17 protein-coding genes and 1 pseudogene are annotated in these 16,027 nt (G+C 63.5%); 8 read left to right on the top strand and 10 right to left on the bottom strand.

What is annotated here, in order from left to right:
- Window positions 1-1,070, bottom strand: a pseudogene (locus KBY58_RS06185) (aconitate hydratase B); the annotation flags it as partial.
- 180 nt (window positions 1,071-1,250) lie between these two features.
- On the opposite strand from KBY58_RS06185, the gene KBY58_RS06190 reads away from it, so the two are divergent.
- Window positions 1,251-2,330, top strand: a complete 1,080-nt coding sequence (locus KBY58_RS06190; RefSeq protein WP_255003492.1) for a 3-deoxy-7-phosphoheptulonate synthase — start codon at window positions 1,251-1,253, stop codon at window positions 2,328-2,330.
- On the opposite strand, the gene KBY58_RS06195 is transcribed toward KBY58_RS06190, so the two are convergent.
- From KBY58_RS06195 to KBY58_RS06210, 4 genes are all read right to left on the bottom strand, one after another.
- The gene (locus KBY58_RS06195) at window positions 2,316-3,005 is read right to left on the bottom strand and encodes a diacylglycerol/polyprenol kinase family protein (protein ID WP_255003460.1); all 690 of its coding nucleotides are present in this window, start codon (window positions 3,003-3,005) and stop codon (window positions 2,316-2,318) included. The two genes, KBY58_RS06190 and KBY58_RS06195, sit on opposite strands and share 15 nt — an antisense overlap.
- 33 nt (window positions 3,006-3,038) lie before the next feature.
- On the bottom strand, window positions 3,039-3,986 hold the full coding sequence (locus KBY58_RS06200) for a sigma-70 family RNA polymerase sigma factor (protein WP_254934274.1): 948 nt from the start codon (window positions 3,984-3,986) through the stop codon (window positions 3,039-3,041).
- 157 nt (window positions 3,987-4,143) lie between these two features.
- Entirely contained in the window at window positions 4,144-6,288 is a 2,145-nt protein-coding gene (gene ppk1 / locus KBY58_RS06205; protein ID WP_255003461.1) for a polyphosphate kinase 1, read from the bottom strand.
- A 66-nt stretch (window positions 6,289-6,354) separates the two neighbouring features.
- Entirely contained in the window at window positions 6,355-7,611 is a 1,257-nt protein-coding gene (locus KBY58_RS06210; protein ID WP_255003462.1) for an MFS transporter, read from the bottom strand.
- Window positions 7,612-7,737: 126 nt separating this feature from the next.
- Between KBY58_RS06210 and moaC the strand changes: the two genes are divergently transcribed.
- Window positions 7,738-8,235, top strand: coding sequence for a cyclic pyranopterin monophosphate synthase MoaC (gene moaC / locus KBY58_RS06215; RefSeq protein ID WP_254934271.1), 498 nt, complete (start codon window positions 7,738-7,740; stop codon window positions 8,233-8,235).
- A complete protein-coding gene (locus KBY58_RS06220) occupies window positions 8,210-9,463 on the top strand; it encodes a molybdopterin molybdotransferase MoeA (RefSeq protein ID WP_255003463.1) in 1,254 nt (417 codons plus the stop codon). Before moaC ends, KBY58_RS06220 begins: the two co-directional genes overlap by 26 nt.
- A 2-nt stretch (window positions 9,464-9,465) precedes the next feature.
- Here the strand turns inward: KBY58_RS06220 and KBY58_RS06225 are convergent, their stop codons facing one another.
- Entirely contained in the window at window positions 9,466-9,927 is a 462-nt protein-coding gene (locus KBY58_RS06225) for a molybdopterin synthase catalytic subunit (RefSeq protein WP_255003493.1), read from the bottom strand.
- A gap of 11 nt (window positions 9,928-9,938) precedes the next feature.
- On the bottom strand, window positions 9,939-10,199 hold the full coding sequence (locus tag KBY58_RS06230) for a MoaD/ThiS family protein (RefSeq protein ID WP_254934268.1): 261 nt from the start codon (window positions 10,197-10,199) through the stop codon (window positions 9,939-9,941).
- Window positions 10,200-10,267: 68 nt separating this feature from the next.
- Between KBY58_RS06230 and moaB the strand changes: the two genes are divergently transcribed.
- Window positions 10,268-10,765: a molybdenum cofactor biosynthesis protein B gene (gene moaB / locus KBY58_RS06235; RefSeq protein WP_255003464.1), complete on the top strand. Its 498-nt coding sequence runs from the start codon at window positions 10,268-10,270 to the stop codon at window positions 10,763-10,765.
- A gap of 112 nt (window positions 10,766-10,877) precedes the next feature.
- Here the strand turns inward: moaB and KBY58_RS06240 are convergent, their stop codons facing one another.
- The gene (locus tag KBY58_RS06240) at window positions 10,878-11,924 is read right to left on the bottom strand and encodes a GTP 3',8-cyclase MoaA (protein ID WP_255003466.1); all 1,047 of its coding nucleotides are present in this window, start codon (window positions 11,922-11,924) and stop codon (window positions 10,878-10,880) included.
- 38 nt (window positions 11,925-11,962) lie between these two features.
- Between KBY58_RS06240 and KBY58_RS06245 the strand changes: the two genes are divergently transcribed.
- Both KBY58_RS06245 and KBY58_RS06250 read left to right on the top strand, forming a co-directional pair.
- Window positions 11,963-12,193: a hypothetical protein gene (locus tag KBY58_RS06245; RefSeq protein ID WP_255003467.1), complete on the top strand. Its 231-nt coding sequence runs from the start codon at window positions 11,963-11,965 to the stop codon at window positions 12,191-12,193.
- Window positions 12,194-12,245: 52 nt separating this feature from the next.
- Window positions 12,246-12,467 (top strand): HEPN domain-containing protein, encoded by a 222-nt coding sequence (locus tag KBY58_RS06250; protein ID WP_255003468.1) that lies wholly within the window; start codon window positions 12,246-12,248, stop codon window positions 12,465-12,467.
- A gap of 43 nt (window positions 12,468-12,510) precedes the next feature.
- Here KBY58_RS06250 and KBY58_RS06255 read toward each other — a convergent pair whose 3' ends face one another.
- Window positions 12,511-13,173 carry a molybdenum cofactor guanylyltransferase gene (locus KBY58_RS06255; protein ID WP_255003469.1) on the bottom strand — a complete coding sequence of 221 codons (663 nt, stop codon included), beginning with the start codon at window positions 13,171-13,173 and terminating at the stop codon, window positions 12,511-12,513.
- Between the two features lie 13 nt (window positions 13,174-13,186).
- Between KBY58_RS06255 and KBY58_RS06260 the strand changes: the two genes are divergently transcribed.
- Entirely contained in the window at window positions 13,187-13,318 is a 132-nt protein-coding gene (locus tag KBY58_RS06260; protein WP_409995722.1) for a hypothetical protein, read from the top strand.
- A 5-nt stretch (window positions 13,319-13,323) separates the two neighbouring features.
- On the opposite strand, the gene KBY58_RS06265 is transcribed toward KBY58_RS06260, so the two are convergent.
- Window positions 13,324-13,824 carry a nitrate reductase associated protein gene (locus KBY58_RS06265; RefSeq protein ID WP_255003470.1) on the bottom strand — a complete coding sequence of 167 codons (501 nt, stop codon included), beginning with the start codon at window positions 13,822-13,824 and terminating at the stop codon, window positions 13,324-13,326.
- Window positions 13,825-13,876: 52 nt separating this feature from the next.
- On the opposite strand from KBY58_RS06265, the gene KBY58_RS06270 reads away from it, so the two are divergent.
- Window positions 13,877-16,021: a molybdopterin oxidoreductase family protein gene (locus KBY58_RS06270; protein ID WP_254934262.1), complete on the top strand. Its 2,145-nt coding sequence runs from the start codon at window positions 13,877-13,879 to the stop codon at window positions 16,019-16,021.
- The last annotated feature ends 6 nt before the right edge of the window (window positions 16,022-16,027 follow it).

The following is a 16,027-nucleotide window of genomic DNA, read 5'->3' on the forward strand; positions in this document are numbered from 1 at the left end:
CGCACCTTGTCTGTGAGGGAGCGGCCAATCAGCAGGGGGATGCGGCCGCCGGCGCGCACCTCATCGGTGATCGTGCTGGGCTTGAGCTCAAAGCAGGCCACGATTTCACCGGCATTTGGTTCGCCGGCCGCCCGTTCGATCGTGCCGGCGTAGGGGCGGATCGTGATTACGTCGCCACTGTTAAGGGCGCTTACGTCGCACTCGATCGGCAGGGCACCCGAGTCTTCGGCGGTGTTGAAGAAAATCGGGGCGATCTTGCCCCCCAGTACCACTCCGCCGGAGCGCTTATTGGGCACATGGGGAATGTCGGTGCCGGTGTGCCAGAGCACTGAGTTGATGGCGGATTTGCGGGAGCTGCCGGTGCCCACCACATCACCCACGTAGGCCACCGGATGGCCCTTGCCTTTCAGTTCGTTGATCAGTTCCAGGCCCCCGGGCATCCTGGTTTCCAGCATCGCCGTGGCGTGCAGAGGGATGTCGGGGCGGGTGGTGGCGTGGGTGGCAGGGGAGAGGTCATCGGTGTTGGTTTCGCCCTCCACCTTGAACACCGTCACGGTGATCTCAGCTGCCAGCTCTGGCTTGGACGTGAACCATGTCGCCGTGGCCCAGGCCTCCACCACCTGCTTGGCGTAGGCATTTGTTTGGGCCAGTTCCAACACATCGTGGAAGGCGTCGTAGACGAGCACGGTGCGGCTCAGCCCCGTGGCGGCCTGCTGGGCAATGGCCGGCTCAGGGCTGGAGAGCAACTCGATCAGGGCGCCCACGTTGTAGCCGCCGATCATCGTGGCCAGGAGCTTTACGGCTTCCACCGGGCTCACCAGGGGGCTGGTGCTGGTGCCCTTGGCCACGGCCGCGAGCCAGCCTGCTTTTACGTAGGCGGCCTCATCCACACCGGGTGGAATGCGCTCACTGAGGAGGTGCAACAGGAAAGCCTCCTCGCCAGCGGGGGGCTGCTCCAGCAATTCGGTTAGGGCCTGGGCCTGGGGCGCATCTAGGGGCAGGGCTGGCACACCCAGGGCGGCCCGTTCGGCTTCGGCTTGGCGATAGCTGGCAAGCAGGGCGACGGCCATGGGCTTTGCAGGCAGGGAGATCCCCGCAGGGCAAACGATGCAGCCATTCTTCTTGGTCGCCTGGCCCCGCCTTGGTGTGCATGGCTGCAAAAGCCAGGGCAAAGGCTTGCCGCCAAGGGCTAAATGGTTCCGCTGTTTAGGGTGGACCCCTACCTCCCGGCAGCAGCGCCAGCCCAGGCCATGAATTCCACCACCTCAGATCTGCATGTGGTGGAAACCAGGCCCTTGGTGGCCCCCGCCCTGCTGCATCGGGAATTGCCGATCACCGAGCGCTCGGCGGCCACGGTGCAGCAGGCCCGTCAACGCATTCAGGCGATCATGCACGGCCGCGACCAGCGCCTGCTGGTGATCGTTGGCCCCTGTTCTGTGCACGATGTAGGGGCTGCAAAGGAGTACGCCAACGCCATTGCCCTGGAGCAGGAGCGCCACAGGGACCAGCTCGAGATCGTGATGAGGGTCTACTTCGAAAAACCCCGCACCACGGTGGGCTGGAAGGGGCTGATCAACGATCCCCACCTCGACGACAGCTACGACATCAATACTGGCTTGCGCCTGGCGCGGGGCCTACTGCTGCACCTTGCCGAGATGGGCCTGCCGGCAGCCACCGAGTTGCTAGATCCCGTGGTGCCCCAATACATCGCTGATTTGATCAGTTGGACAGCGATTGGCGCCCGCACCACCGAAAGCCAAACCCATCGCGAAATGGCCTCTGGCCTCTCGATGCCGATTGGTTTCAAGAACGGCACCGATGGCAGTGCGATCACCGCGATCAACGCCATGGAGTCGGCCGCCATGCCCCACCATTTCCTGGGAATTAATGGGGAGGGTCAGGCCGCGATTGTGGCCACCACCGGTAATCCCGATGGCCACCTGGTGTTGCGCGGCGGCAAGCGGGGCACTAATTACCACCCCGAGGCCGTGGCTGAGGCGGAGGCAGAGCTGGCCAAGGCAGGCTTGCCCGCCAGGCTGATGGTGGATTGCAGCCATGGCAATTCCAACAAGGACTACCGCCGCCAGGGGGAGGTGGCCGAGCAGGTGGCTGGGCAGTTGCGCAGCGGCTCTAGCCCGGTGATGGGGGTGATGCTCGAGAGCCATCTGGTGGCTGGCAACCAGAAGCTTCAGCCAGATCGCTCCAAGCTCACCTATGGCCAGAGCGTGACCGATGCCTGCATCGACCTGGCCACCACCTGCGAGGTGCTGGCTGGCTTGGCCGACGCGGTGCGGGCAGCTCGGACAGTTGAACCCCTAGCCCTGGCCTAGGGGCTGACTGAGCAGGCTCCACAGCCAACCGGCGGCGATGGGCACGGTGAGGTTGTCGATGCCCAGGATCGCCAGCTGTTCGAGCAGCACACTCACCAGGACTATCGCCCCGAGGGCTGCAGGATTTGGGGCCGCCAGCCCTTCAACGCCAGCCAACTGGCGCACAAGTAGCAATACCCCCAGGCTGCCTGCGGCCATGGCGCCAGTGCCGACTAGGGATTTTCGTTGGCCGAGTACCTGCCAGCAGGGCGATGGAATCAGGGGCCCGATCAGGCCCGCCAGGCCATCACCAATGGCCATCACCAGCACACCTGCCGCCACGGCATCGGGCCTGGACGGCCAATAGATGGCCAGCAAAATGGTGATAGAGGCGCCGTAGGCGACCGTGCCGTAGCTGGAGCGGCCCACATCCTCTATGGCTGGCAATACCCGTAGGCGGTGATTGAGCAGGGCCAGCAGGGTGATCAGGGCGGCGGCGGGCAGGGCAATGCGCCGGTCAATGGCGCAGGCCCAGGCAATCAACACCACCAGGCCCGTACCCATGTGGACCAGTTTTCTGCTCCACTCCCTTTGGCCATGCCAGCGGCGGCGAACTTGAATCGCCAGGAACGCCAGCAGGGTTAGCCAGAGGGCAATTGCTGTTATGCCTAGAAGTTGCTGCGACCACCAGGCCATCTGTCAGATCCCGTGTCAGGCGATGGCCAATACCTAGGCCGCCTGCTGCACGTCGCTCATCATCCGCAATTTGAGAATCGCCTTTGACTCCAGTTGGCGCACCCGCTCGCGCGAGACATTGATCAAGCGACCAATTTCAGCCAGGGTCAGGGGCTCGGAACCCTCCAAACCAAAACGCAGCTTGATGATTTTTTGCTCCCGTTCGTTGAGCTGGGAAAGCCAGGCACCGAGGTGCTCTTTTTGGAGATGGCGATCCATCGAGTCCATGTGCTCGTTGCTGGCCGGATCGGCAATCAGCTCACCGAGGGTGCTGCGATCTTCCTCGCCCCGGGCATGGGCATCCAGGGAGGCGCAGGGTGCGCTTTGAGACATCAGCTCTTCGAGCTCTTCGGGTCGCATGTCCATGGCATGCGATAGCTCCAGTCGATTGGGTTGGCGCCCTAGGCGGTGGGAGAGTTCGCGGCTAATCCGGCGCATCTTCGAGAGCTTTTCACTGATGTGAATTGGCAGCCGAATCGTGCGGGCGCTGTTGTCGATGGCCCTAGTCATGCCCTGGCGGATCCACCAGTAGGCGTAGGTCGAAAACTTGTAGCCCATGGCGGGGTCAAATTTATCGACGGCCCGCTCCAGGCCAATCGCCCCCTCTTGCACCAGATCGAGCAGTTCGAGGCCCTGGTTTTGATACTTCTTGGCCACACTCACCACCAGACGCAAGTTGGCAGCCATCATTCGATCGCGGGCCCGTTGGGCCATGCGCAGCTGGCGCTTGTGTTTGGGGGTGTGTTCTTCTGCGGGCAGCTCGAGCAGGCGTTTACCCGCCTGAACATGGTGGGCTAATTCAATTTCTTCTGCCGCAGTAAGCAGGGGCACTCGGCCGATTGTGCCCAAATACCAACCAATTGAATCGGCGCTGAGTCTTCCGCCGGAACGCGGTCCAGTCGTTTTAGAAGGTCCAGCTGCTCCCTTGCCAGGAAGTGCCATCAAAGATGGCTCCTGTTTCGAAACATTGGCGTTGCCAACGTCTGAAACGGATTGCATAGGCGTCCCCACACCCAAGCTCCGAATTGATTTGCTTGGAATGTAGCACTACTACTAGCGCTAGAACGTTATGAATTGGAAGAATTCCTGTATGGCGTTGTTATTTGATTGGCAGCAGGCCACCTCGCCAGCGCTTTATCAACTCCTGCTGCACCAAATGGCTTTCCCCCTCCAGTTGGCGTTGCTCAAAACTGCCATCGCTAGCCATATGCCAGGCAGCGGTGTCTGCCAGATAGAGATCCAGCAACTCTTCCAGTTGGCTCCGCAGCCTTGGGTCTTCGATCGGGGCCACCGCTTCCACTCGATGGTCGAGGTTGCGCGACATCCAATCGGCACTGCCAAAGAACATTTCCGGACTGCCTCCATTGGCAAACCAAAACAGGCGTGAGTGTTCAAGGAAGCGACCAATCACGCTCACCACCTGGATGTGCTCGCTGATGCCTTCCAGGCCAGGGCGCAGGCTGCACATTCCCCGCACCACCAGGTCCACCTGGACCCCGGCCTGGGAGGCTTCGTAGAGCAGGGCAATCATGCCTGGATCCACCAGGGCGTTCATTTTGGCGCGGACGTGGCCACCAGCCCCTGCTTGGGCGTGCTCAATTTCACGCCTGATCAGATCCTCCATCCGGCCCCGCAGGGTGACGGGTGCCACCAGCAATTTTCGAAAGCTTTGCTGTTTGGAGAAGCCCGTGAGGTAGTTGAACAGCTCCACCAGATCGGCCCCAAAGTCGGGGTTGGCGGTAAGTATGCCGATGTCGGTGTAGAGGCGGGAGGTTTTGGAGTTGTAGTTGCCCGTGCCGATGTGCACGTAGCTGTTGAGGCGTTCCTTTTCCTTGCGCACCACCAGGAGGATTTTGGTGTGGGTTTTCAGGCCCAACACCCCGTAGACCACATGCACTCCCGAACTCTCCAGCTGTTTGGCCCACTGGATGTTGTTGTCCTCGTCGAAGCGTGCCTTGAGCTCAACAAGCGCCATCACCTGTTTGCCGTTTTCGGCGGCCCTGATCAGGGCCGCCACCACGGGGGAATCCTTGGAGGTGCGGTAGAGGGTCATCTTTATGGCCAGCACCGAGGGGTCATCGGCGGCCTGGTTGAGAAATTCCTCCACCGAGGTGGAAAACAGGTCGTAGGGGTGTTGCAGCAGCACATCGCCGCGCCGAATCACCGAGAAGATGCTCTCGAATTCCTCGGCCTTAATGGAGCCGTCCTCCAGTTGGCTCTTTTGGGTGGTGGCGAGTCTTCGGGAGGTGCGGCCCTTGTGGGGCTTGTCCTTGAGCCTGGGCAGGGGGATATCCATCAACCCCATCAGGTCGTCGAGTCCTAGGGGGCCATTGATTCGATAGACGTCTTCTGACTCCACGGAGAGCCCCTCCATCAGCAGATGCACCACCGCATCAGGCATCTCATCTGCCACTTCCAGCCGCACCACCTCACCGCCCCGGCGGCGTTTGCGCAGGCCCTCCTCAATGGCGCCCATTAGGTCGTCGGCCTCCAGGTCCCGCAGGGCTAGATCGGCATCCCTGGTGACCCGGAAGAAGTAGTGACCTTCAATGTGCATGCCGGGGAAAAGCAGCCCCAGGTTGAAGGCCACTGCCTGCTCAAGCGGTACGGCCGTGAATACCGGTTTGGGATTGCTGCCACTTAGCCCTACCGGAATTGGCACAAACCGCGGCAGGATTTTTTGGGGCACTTTCACCCGGGCAAATTCCTGCTGGCCCGTATCTGGATCCCGTATCAACGCAGCCACATTCAGGCTGAGGTTGCTCATGAAGGGGAAGGGGTGGGAAGGGTCCACCGCCAGGGGCGTCAGCACGGGGAAGATCGCCGTGCGGAAGTAGTCGTTGAGCCACTCCCTTTGGCTGTCGTTGAGATTGGCGTAATCGATCAACTGAACGCCGTATTCGGATAGTTGGTTCTTGAGGGAGTGGCGATAGTGCTGCTGCTGCATCTCCAGCAGGGCCGGCAACTTTGCCTGAATCGCCTGGATCTGCTGCTTCGGGGTGAGGCCGTCTTCGGAGAGGGTGGAGATGCCGGCGTCTTCCTGCGACTTCAGGGATGCCACCCGCACCATGAAGAACTCATCGAGGTTGTTGCTGAAGATGGCGCTGAATTTGGCCTGCTCCAGCAGGGGAGTGTGCTCGTTTAAGGCCTGGGCCAGAACCCTGTAGTTGAAGGCCAGCCAGCTCAACTCCCGGTTGATATAGAGCTCCGGAGCCAGGAGCGCAGCAGCCGATGCTTCAGCCATATACCCCAATCCACCACTAAATTCGTGCTACCTAATTAGCACTTCTTGACCCCCAAGATTGCAGTGTCAGGATCCAGCCTTTGGTGTTGGGCTTTCTTGACCAGGTAGGCCCCCAGCCACCAACAAAGCCACCCCGGCCAAGAGGCTGATGCCGAGCCAAAAGGGGCTGGTGCGACCCAGGGTGTCGTAGGCCAGGCCTGCCACCGGCGGGCCAATGAAACTGCCGGCGCTCTGGAGCCCCTGCAGGCTGCCCAGTGCCGCGCCCTGGCCGCTGTCGTCGAGGCGCCGCGACACCAGGGAGCGCAGGCAGGGGGTCACCAGGCCGGTGCCCATGGCCAGGATCGCCACGGCGCTAAAAACCACCCCTTGGGCATTGCTGGCCTGGGCCAGGGTGATCAGCAGGCAGCCGCAGATCACCAGACCGAGGCCGCCCAGGGTCAGTCGCCATTCGCCAAAGCGTTTGACCAGGGGCCCGATCAAGCCGCCCTGGACCACGGTGGCGACCACACCCACCACCAAAAAGGCTGCTGCCGCCAACCCCGGCCCCCAGCCAAAGGCCTGCTTGAAATAGAGCACCAGGACGGCCGTGAAGCCGTTGAAGGCCATAAAAAACAGAAAAAAGGCCAGACACAGCCGGCGCACCTGGGGGTTGCCAAACACCTTGGCCAGTTGGCTGAGGGGTTGGAGTTCCCGTCTGCGGGGCAGGGAAATGCGCGCTTCGATCGGGTGGGTTTCGGGCAATAACACCAGCACTAGGGCCAGGTTGATGGCGGCGATTACGGCGGCCAAAAGCACGGGCAATGTCACGTTGATTCGGCCCAGGAGGCCGCCCAGGGCTGGCCCGAGGATGAAGCCCAAACCAAAGGCCACCCCAATTAGGCCGAAGGCTTTTGCCCGTTTTTCCGGTGGTGAAATATCAGCTAAAACCGCGCTTGCCGTGGCTGCGGTGCCCCCGCTGACCCCATCGATTAACCGGGCAATAAACAGCAGGGTGAGCGGAATTGAGCTGCCAGCTGCCCAGGGAATGGCCTGCCAGTTGATGCTCACCGTGAGGGCGAAGAGCCCCAGGCCCAGCACCGAACCGGCCACGCAGAAGGAGATCACGGGCTTGCGGCCATAGCGATCACTGAGGGCGCCGATCAGGGGCGTGAAGGCGAACTGGGCCAGGGCATAGCTGCCGGCCAGCAACCCCAGGGTGCGGCCATTGCTGGTGAAACTGGCCAGCAAAAAGGGCAGCAGTGGGAAGACGATGCTTTCCCCTAGCCGGTCATTGAGCAGGGTGAGAAAGGCGCAGAAATAGGTGGAGGGGCGCGAAAGTCTCACAGGCCAGCCTGGATTGGCCTTCAGGTTATGGGCAGCCTGGTTTTGGGGAGATGGTTTTGAGGAGGTGGCTTTGATGGGATCCTCCTGGCTCGATCAGGATGGAGGATCCGTTGTCGCCGCTTAGCCATGGGTTCGTCCTTGCCCCAGGCTTCCCTGAGCCATCTCAATGCCGCCGGTGAGGTGCACATGGTGGAGGTGGGAGATCGCCCTGCCAGCCGACGCGAGGCCACGGCCGAGGGGTTAATCCAGATGCTGCCTGAGGTTTTGGCCCTGGTGTTGGAGGGCCGTGCCCCAAAGGGAGATGTGCTGGCGGTGGCGAGGGTGGCGGCGATTCAGGCGGCCAAGCGCACCTGGGAGCTGATCCCCCTTTGCCACCCGATCGCCCTCAGCGGCGTCAGCGTGGAATTGGGGCCTGCCGCCGATGGGTCCGGTCTGCGCCTTGAGGCCACCGCCCGCACCACCGGCAGCACCGGAGTGGAAATGGAAGCCCTCACTGCGGTGCAGGTGGGTCTGCTCACCCTTTACGACATGCTCAAGTCGGCAGATCCAGCCATGAAGATCACGGGGGTGCAGTTGCTCCGCAAGAGCGGAGGCCGCCATGGCGATTGGCAGCGTGATGCTTGAGCCCTATGGCCGAGAAGGGCTGCCCCTAGGGCAGGCACGCACCCAAATTTTGGCGGCGATCAAGCCACTCTCAGGATCCGAAATCCTGCCGCTAATGCAGGCCCAGGGCCGCACCACGGCGGCGCCGGTGATCGCATCTGCTGCGGTGCCGGGATTTCGGGCCTCAATCATGGATGGCTATGCCATTGCCGGAGCTGCCGAGCCTGAGCCTGGTGCCCTCTGGTGCCTAGTGGGCGTTTCAGCGGCAGGGGCCCCCCATGGGGCGGCGTTGCGACCAGGAGAAGCGGTGCGCATTCTCACCGGTGCGGTGGTGCCGGAGGGTAGTGATCGGGTCTTGCCCCAGGAATTGGTGGCGGCTAAGGGAGATCAATTGGAATTGACCAAACCCTGTGGCCCCAATGCCTGGATTCGCCAGCCGCAGGAGGAGGCGGCCCCGGGTCAGGAACTGGTGGCGGCGGGTCAACGAATTGGTGTGGCCGATCTCGGCCGCTTGGCCAGCTGCGGCGTGCAGCAGTTGGCGCTGACGCGTCGGCCGCGGCTGGGCTTGTTGATTAGCGGCGATGAGCTGCTGCCGCCCGGGGTGCAAAGGGGGCCGGGGCAGATCTGGGAGAGCAACTCGGCTTTGCTCAGGGCTCTCCTGCAGCGGCTCGGTTACGACGTGGCTGATCAACGGGTGGTTGTCGATCAACCAGAGCAGTTGCGGCTGGCACTGCAGGAGCTGGCGGCGGGTTGCGATGTGGTGGTGAGCACGGGCGGTGTGTCCGCTGGCGACAGCGACTGGATTCGGCAGCTGGTGGAGGAGCTCGGTCAGGTGAAATTCTGGAAGCTGTTCCTTAAACCCGGTCGGCCCTTTGCCTGGGGGCAGGTGGCGGGGGTGCCTTTTTTTGGTTTGCCTGGCAACCCAGTGGCTGCTGCGATAACTGCTTTGCAGTTGCTGTGGCCGGCGCTGCAGCGGCTGGAGGGGGCGGAGCTGCAGCTGTTGCCGAGGCTGAAGGTGCAGCTGGAGCAGCCCATGCGCCGCGGTTCCGGGCGGCCGGAACTGGCCAGGGCCCAGCTGGTGGTGACAGCCGCTGGCGATCTCTGGGCGCGGGTGGGGGGATCCCAGGCCTCCTCGCGCATCGGGTCGCTGCAGGGGGCAGATTTGCTGCTGGAGATCCCGGCGGAGATGGGGGCGCTGGAGGCTGGTACCGAGCTCTGGGCGCAGCTGTTGCGCTTGCCGGTGTTTTGAGCTTAAAGCGGCGTGTTGCCCGTAAGCCACTCGCCTGTGCCATCACTTCGCCACTCCCGTTTCCAGAAAGGGGCTTCATGTTTGAGCGCTTCCAGTAGCTCTTGACAGCAGCTCTGGGCAGGGCCGCGGCGGTCTGCGCCGATGGCTATCAGCACGATCGCTTCGCCGGGGAGCACCCGGCCGATGCGGTGCTGAATCAGGCAGCTGTAGGCGCCGTGACGGCCGCAGCTGGACTCAGCCAGTTGGGTGAGCTGGCGTTCGGTCATGCCCGGATAGTGCTGAAGTTCCAGGGCGATTAGCGCCGTGCCGTCGGCGGCTGTGGCGCGAACCCTGCCGATGAACAGGCTTTCGGCGGGGCTGCTGACTTCGGCGGCGCTGCTGTGGCCTACTAATTCAGTGCGCCACTGCTCCAGGCGCCCTAGGGGCTCAAATGCCTCACTGTGCAGATCGATTCTGAGGTGCATGGCAGCTGGGTTCAACCACCGCTTATCGGCGGCAGGAAGGCCAGCTCATCTCCGGCCTTTAGTGGGGTGTCTGCGTCGCTGAACTGCTGGTTGATGGCGACGCGTATACCGCTCAACTTTCCAGGCATATCCAATTCTTTCCAGAGTTGGCGAGGGGTGGGGGCTGCCCCAGAGCATGGGGCTGTCGGCCATTGCCTCTCACCCCAACCCGCCTGATCACGCAGGGCTGCAAATAGAAGGATTCGGATCGAAGTAGCTGATATTTCCTCCATGGCACTGAAGCTAATCAGCCTCGTTGCCTTTTCCTTGCCACGATGGTGATTCCATTGGTTGTTCCTGCTTGGGCCTCGCCATCGCCCTGCTCACCGTGTCCGACACCCGCACCCTGGTGGATGACCGCTCCGGTGATGCTCTCCAGCAGCGGCTCGAGGCCAATGGGCACAGACTGGTGGAGCGGCTAATCAAGCCAGATAACCGCTATCAGATCCGGGCGGAGTTGAGCCGCTGGATCGCCGACCCTGGGGTGCAGGTGGTGATCACCACCGGAGGCACCGGCCTCACAGGGCGTGACGGCACACCGGAAGCGGTGGTGCCGCTCCTGGATAAAACAATCGAGGGCTTTGGTGAGCTATTTCGGGTTCTTTCGTTTGAAACGATCGGCACCAGCACCTTGCAGAGCCGCTGCCTAGCGGGAGTGGCCAATGGCACCGTTATTTTTGTGCTGCCCGGGTCGCTTGATGCGGTGGAAACCGCCTGGGATCGCCTGATAAGCGCCCAGCTCAATGGAGCCACCCGTCCTTGCAATTTGGTGCAGCTGTTGCCACGGTTGCTGGAGTAGGTGCCTTGGTATTTGTGAGAGGGGCTGATGGTGCAAGCGAATTGACGCTGAAGGGCTGGTTTGTGGGCAGTGGGTTTCCCTGAAGTTGCTGGGGTTCTAAGACCAGGCCTGCTCAGCCCCCCAAATAAGCCATCTCGGCATGGTTGCGGTCGCCCCTGGCACCCTGTTGGCGCTCTTCGCTGTAGCGATCGTTTCGGTGTTTCCATAGGCCGGCCAATGCCTGCTCCAGCTCGATTGGATCGCTATCCGTTTTCAGCCAGGGCCTGAGATCAGTGCCACTGTCTGGGGAGGCGAACAGGCAGGTGTAGGCGATCCCATCGGCCGTAACTCGCAGCCGGTTGCAATCGCCGCAGAAGGGTTGGCTCACCGAGGCCACAACGGCGATGCTGCCCCGGCCATCGCGATAACTCCAGCGGCTGGCGGTGCCGTGGTTATCTCGGCCGAGGGGTTCTAGGGGCCAGATGGCGCCCAGCTGCTCCACCATTTCGGCGGCGCTGAGTACGGCGGCTCGGCTCCAGCCGTTGCGGTTGCCCACATCCATGTATTCGATCAGACGCAGTTCCAGGCCCCTTTCGCGGCAGAGGGCCGCCAGCGGCAGGAGTTGATCGTGGTTGCGGCCGCGCTGGACTACGGCGTTGAGCTTCAGGGCACCGACTGCCGGATCAAAGCCCGCCGCCCGTGCGTGCTCGATCGCTGCCAGTACAGCCGCCAGGGTTCGCTCGCCGGCGCTGGCATCAGCCAGGCCTGCCATACCGGCCACCGCAGCGCCCGTGGTGCCATCGAGGCTGAGGGTGATTCGATCGAGGCCGGCGGCGCGAAGAGCCCGGGCCCGTTTGGCGCTCAGCAGGGTGCCATTGCTAGTGAGGGCGATCTGGCGCAGGCCGGGGCCTTCTTTGCTCTGGGCCCGCAGAGGTTGCACCGCGGCGATTAGCTCCTCCAGCCCGGAGTGCAGTAACGGTTCGCCGCCGGTCAGGCGCAGGCTATGGGCCCCCAGTGCCACTGCCGCCGCGACGACCTGCAGCCGCTGAGTGGCAGTGAGTAGGCCGGGGGGCTCAACTCCATCGGGCAGGCAGTAAGGGCAGGCCAGGTTGCAGCGGGCCGTGAGCGAAAGCCGCAGCACCCCAAGGGGTCTGTTGAGCCTGTCGGTGGCGTTCGCCATAGTGGCCACGCTATGTCGACCAGCGGTAGGGTTTCAACATGGTCGCCCCAGCTGGCGAGCGTTTTGCGCCGCCCACCATTACTTGGCGCCAGCCGCTGGCGCTGGACCCGGCTCCAGAGCTGGGTCCGGGATTTGATCCCCAGCGGTTTGGGGTGGGCATAGACCTAGTTATGGCAGGCGCTGCGGATGCCGAGCGCCTGAGAGGTTCCCGTTGGCATGTGTTTGGCGTTGTGGCTCGGGAGGGCCGGGTGCTGTACGTCGCCCGCTGAAGGCGCCCTGCTGCTACTGGCGATTGTGCGCCGCCATTTGCGCAGCCTGCGGTTGACCCTTGATCCTGACTATCCAGATGAGGACTGGGGCTTCACGGCCCAGCAGGCTTTTGAGAAATTGCTCAAAGCCTGGATTGTGTTGGCCGATCGTCAGCCCCCCCGGGTCCATGACCTCGGGGATCTGGTCGCTATGGCTGGCCAGCAGGTTGCTCCCCAGCTCCTGGAGTTACAGGTGTTTGCCGTGGAGGCTCGCTACGAGGAGGGGCCGTTGTGAGCGCATGGTGGAGAAGCTGGGCAAATCCGCGGACTGATTTGGCTCAGATCCGTTTATCCGCTTCGGGCCAGTTCACGTTGCGGATGGCATGGGCATCCAGCGGCACCGCCTGGCACGGCAATGTCGCCAGCCAGCTCTGCAGGCGCCGTTCGCCCCGCTCCACCGCCGCGGCCAGGTGGCTGCGGATCGGGGCACTGCTCGGATAAAGGCCCAGCAGCGGTTGCAGCCGCTCGCCGTCGTGGGCCAGATGGAGCCGGGTGGGCGTCTGCGCTGCCGCTGGATCGTCCGCTGCCGCCAAGAGGTTTTGCATGGCGGCCGGGGTGAGCTCCGGCATGTCCACCGGGCAGAGCAGCAGCCGCTCGTCGGGGTGCTGCTGCATCAACCGGTGCAGGGCCAGCAGCGGCCCCTCCCAGGGCGGCGGTTCCACCAGGACCGTCACCGGCGAGCAGGGGGCGAGCTTGAGGGCTATCTCTTCTGCCAGCTCCAGATGGGCCGAATGGCGGCTTAGCAGGGTGATCGGCATCTCCAGCTGGGCCAGCAGGCGCAAGCTGCGCTCCAGCCAGGTGCCGCCCTCTGGGTGTGGCAGCAGCGCCTTGTCGCGGCCCATGCGACGGCTCTCGCCACCGCTGAGTAAGCAGGCGCGCAGGGGCAGCTGTAGCAATGGCTGCCAGGCCGGTCGCCGCCCATCCCTAGGGTCCCGTCCCATAACCAGTCCCTCCATGGCTCTGTCTCCCCACACCACTACCCTGCTCGACGCCAAGCGCTGCAGCGGGCTCAGCTTCGCTGACCTTGGCGCCCGCCTGGGTCAGGACGAGGTGTGGAACGCCAGCCTGCCCTACCGCAAGTGGTGAGGCGTTCAGCCGTCTGCCACCAGCAGTTCAAATTCGGCCAGGGCTCGCGCCAGGTTGCGGTGCTCGTGGCCGGGGTGGCTGAGCTTCACCAGGGCAAAGCGCTGCAGTTCGTCCAGTTCCGCCCAGCCGCTGCTGCGGATCTCAAGGTTCAGCTGGGCGCAGGAGGTGGCCAGCACTTCGGGCAGCTGGTCGGCCTGCTGCCAGGGTTCAGCGTCGGGTCGGGCCAGGTCCTTTGCAGGGCCGGCGCTGAGGGCGGCGCTGCGCGCCTGCAGGTGCTGGCGCAAGGCCTCGATGGCGCTGGGGTCGTCGGGCCAGGCCAGCAGGTCGCTTCGCTCGCTGTCACCCAGCTCACTCCAGTGCTGCAGCTTCAGCTTCACCCCGGCCAGATCCAGCTTGCGCCGCACCGCCATCGGGATGCAGCGCAGGTCAGCGGTGAAGTCGGCCTCGAAGCCGAAGCAGGTGTTGGCTAGGGATGTACTCAGGGGAACTGTGGCAGCAAGCGCCACTAGGTAACAACCGCCACCATCATTGGGTGCCCCGGCTTGGTCGAATGGCGCTATGGCCAGTGATCCCGCCGCCACCCCAGCCGCCAGTTCAGCTGCCCGGGCCCAGTGCCCCTACTGCGGCGTGGGTTGTGGCCTGGAACTCAAACCGCCTGATCCGGCAGCAGCCGAGGCCATTTGGGTGGCCCGCGGGGATCGACACCATCCGTCATCCCTGGGGCAGGTGTGTATCAAGGGCGCCACGGTGGGCGAAACCCTCCACCACAACCGGCTAACCACTCCGCTATGGCGCGAGAGCCTCGATCAGCAGTTTGCACCGATCAGCTGGGATCGGGCCTTTGAGCTGTTGCTGGCCCAGATCCGCCGCACCTTGGAGCAGCAGGGCCCCCAGGGACTGGCCATCTACGGCTCGGGCCAATTCCTCAGCGAGGACTACTACGTGGCCAACAAGCTGCTCAAGGGTGCCCTTGGCAGCAACAACTTTGATGCCAACTCACGCCTTTGCATGAGTTCTGCGGTGGCGGGCTATGACCGCAGCCTGGGTTCGGATGGCCCCCCCTGCTGTTACGAGGACCTCGATCTGGCTGACCTGGTGGTGCTGATCGGTACCAACACTGCCGATTGCCATCCGGTGCTGTTTCAGCGGCTGCTTAAGCGCAAACGCAAGCAGAAGCAGGCCTTACGACTGGTTGTGGTGGATCCCAGGGCCACCGCCACCGCCGATGCGGCTGATCTGCATCTGGCGATCCGCCCGGGCACCGATTTGGTGCTACTCCACGGCTTGGGCAATCTATTGGGGGAGTTACGGGCCCTCGATCGGCCCTACATCGACGCCCACACCGAGGGCTATGGCGAGCTGGAAGCGCTTTGGCGCCTTTGGACGCCCCAACGGGTATCTGCTTTGTGCGGAATTTCCGAGGCCGACCTGCGCCAACTTGCCCAGTGGTGGGCTGCAGCCACTGGGGTGCTCAGCCTCTGGTCGATGGGGGTGAACCAGAGCAGTGAAGGAACTGCCACCGTGGGGGGCATTATCAATTTGCACCTGGCAACGGGCCACATAGGTAGGCCGGGCGCCGGCCCGTTTTCACTCACCGGCCAGCCCAATGCCATGGGGGGGCGTGAGGTGGGCGGCCTGGCCCAGCTACTGCCTGGTTACCGACTCGTGGCCAATGCCGAGCATCGCGCGGAGGTGGAGCGCCATTGGGGTTTTGCTGCCGGTGTGATTGCGGCAGAGCCAGGCCTGGCGGTCTGGGAGCAGATCGAGGCGATGGAGTGCGGTGAGCTGGGGCTGTGGTGGGTTGCCGCCACTAATCCCCTTGTGAGCCTGCCCAGCCTGGATCGGGTGCGGGCGGCGGCGGCAAACTGCCCCCTGGTTGTGCTGAGTGAGGCCTATGCCGGCACCGAAACTGCGGCTGTGGCACACCTGCTTTTGCCTGCTGCCCAATGGAGCGAAAAGGCAGGAGTGATGACCAATTCCGAGCGTCGGGTGACCCTTTGTTCGGCCTTTCGCAAACCCCCTGGTGGGGCCAGGCCCGATTGGGAGATCTTTGCCGAGTTAGGCCGCCGGCTGGGGTTCGTTGATCAGTTCAACTACGACTCCGCAGCCGAGGTTTACAAGGAGTTGGCGGCGCTCACCGCGGGGCGGGTCTGCGACTTCAGTGGGCTCAGCCATCAACTGCTGGCCGAACACGGCCCCCAGCAGTGGCCATTCCCCCTAGAAACGGCCCCGGGCAAAGGGGCGGCGCGCCTGTACGTCGACCATCGCTATCCCACCAAATCCGGTCGGGCTCGCCTGCTGGCGGACCCGCCCCTGGGTTTGGCGGAACCCCCCTGTAAGGACTATCCCTTGGTGCTCACCGTGGGCCGCTACCTGGGGCACTGGCACACGATGACGCGCACCGTGCACGTGGATCGGTTGAGGAAGCAGCATCCCGAAGCCCTTCTAGAGATAAATCCCCAGGATGCGCAGTGCAATGGGTTAAATGATGGCGCCATGGTCGAAGTGCGCTCCCGTCGCGGCATGATCGAGGTTCGGGTGCTGATCAGCAAGCGCATCCGCCCCGGCACCTTGTTTTTGCCGATGCACTGGGGTGCCAGCCAGCCCAATCCCTGCGAGGCGAATCGGCTTATGCATGAGCTTTGCTGCCCCCTTTCGAAACAGGCAGAGCTCAAGGCGGCGGTGGGCCTTGCCCTCGCCTGAGCCAGT

Origin of the sequence: Cyanobium sp. HWJ4-Hawea (assembly GCF_024345815.1) — a bacterium.
Taxonomy (GTDB): domain Bacteria; phylum Cyanobacteriota; class Cyanobacteriia; order PCC-6307; family Cyanobiaceae; genus Cyanobium_A.

What these genes read in the sequence shown, in the direction of transcription:
- KBY58_RS06190 (WP_255003492.1), top strand. Translation starts at nt 1,251, where the DNA reads ATGAATTCCACCACCTCAGATCTGCATGTGGTGGAAACCAGGCCCTTG.
- KBY58_RS06195 (WP_255003460.1), bottom strand. Translation starts at nt 3,005, where the DNA reads ATGGCCTGGTGGTCGCAGCAACTTCTAGGCATAACAGCAATTGCCCTC.
- KBY58_RS06200 (WP_254934274.1), bottom strand. Translation starts at nt 3,986, where the DNA reads ATGGCACTTCCTGGCAAGGGAGCAGCTGGACCTTCTAAAACGACTGGA.
- ppk1 (WP_255003461.1), bottom strand. Translation starts at nt 6,288, where the DNA reads ATGGCTGAAGCATCGGCTGCTGCGCTCCTGGCTCCGGAGCTCTATATC.
- moaC (WP_254934271.1), top strand. Translation starts at nt 7,738, where the DNA reads ATGGGTTCGTCCTTGCCCCAGGCTTCCCTGAGCCATCTCAATGCCGCC.
- KBY58_RS06220 (WP_255003463.1), top strand. Translation starts at nt 8,210, where the DNA reads ATGGCGATTGGCAGCGTGATGCTTGAGCCCTATGGCCGAGAAGGGCTG.
- KBY58_RS06225 (WP_255003493.1), bottom strand. Translation starts at nt 9,927, where the DNA reads ATGCACCTCAGAATCGATCTGCACAGTGAGGCATTTGAGCCCCTAGGG.
- KBY58_RS06230 (WP_254934268.1), bottom strand. Translation starts at nt 10,199, where the DNA reads ATGGAGGAAATATCAGCTACTTCGATCCGAATCCTTCTATTTGCAGCC.
- KBY58_RS06240 (WP_255003466.1), bottom strand. Translation starts at nt 11,924, where the DNA reads ATGGCGAACGCCACCGACAGGCTCAACAGACCCCTTGGGGTGCTGCGG.
- KBY58_RS06245 (WP_255003467.1), top strand. Translation starts at nt 11,963, where the DNA reads ATGGTCGCCCCAGCTGGCGAGCGTTTTGCGCCGCCCACCATTACTTGG.
- KBY58_RS06255 (WP_255003469.1), bottom strand. Translation starts at nt 13,173, where the DNA reads ATGGGACGGGACCCTAGGGATGGGCGGCGACCGGCCTGGCAGCCATTG.
- KBY58_RS06260 (WP_409995722.1), top strand. Translation starts at nt 13,187, where the DNA reads ATGGCTCTGTCTCCCCACACCACTACCCTGCTCGACGCCAAGCGCTGC.
- KBY58_RS06270 (WP_254934262.1), top strand. Translation starts at nt 13,877, where the DNA reads ATGGCCAGTGATCCCGCCGCCACCCCAGCCGCCAGTTCAGCTGCCCGG.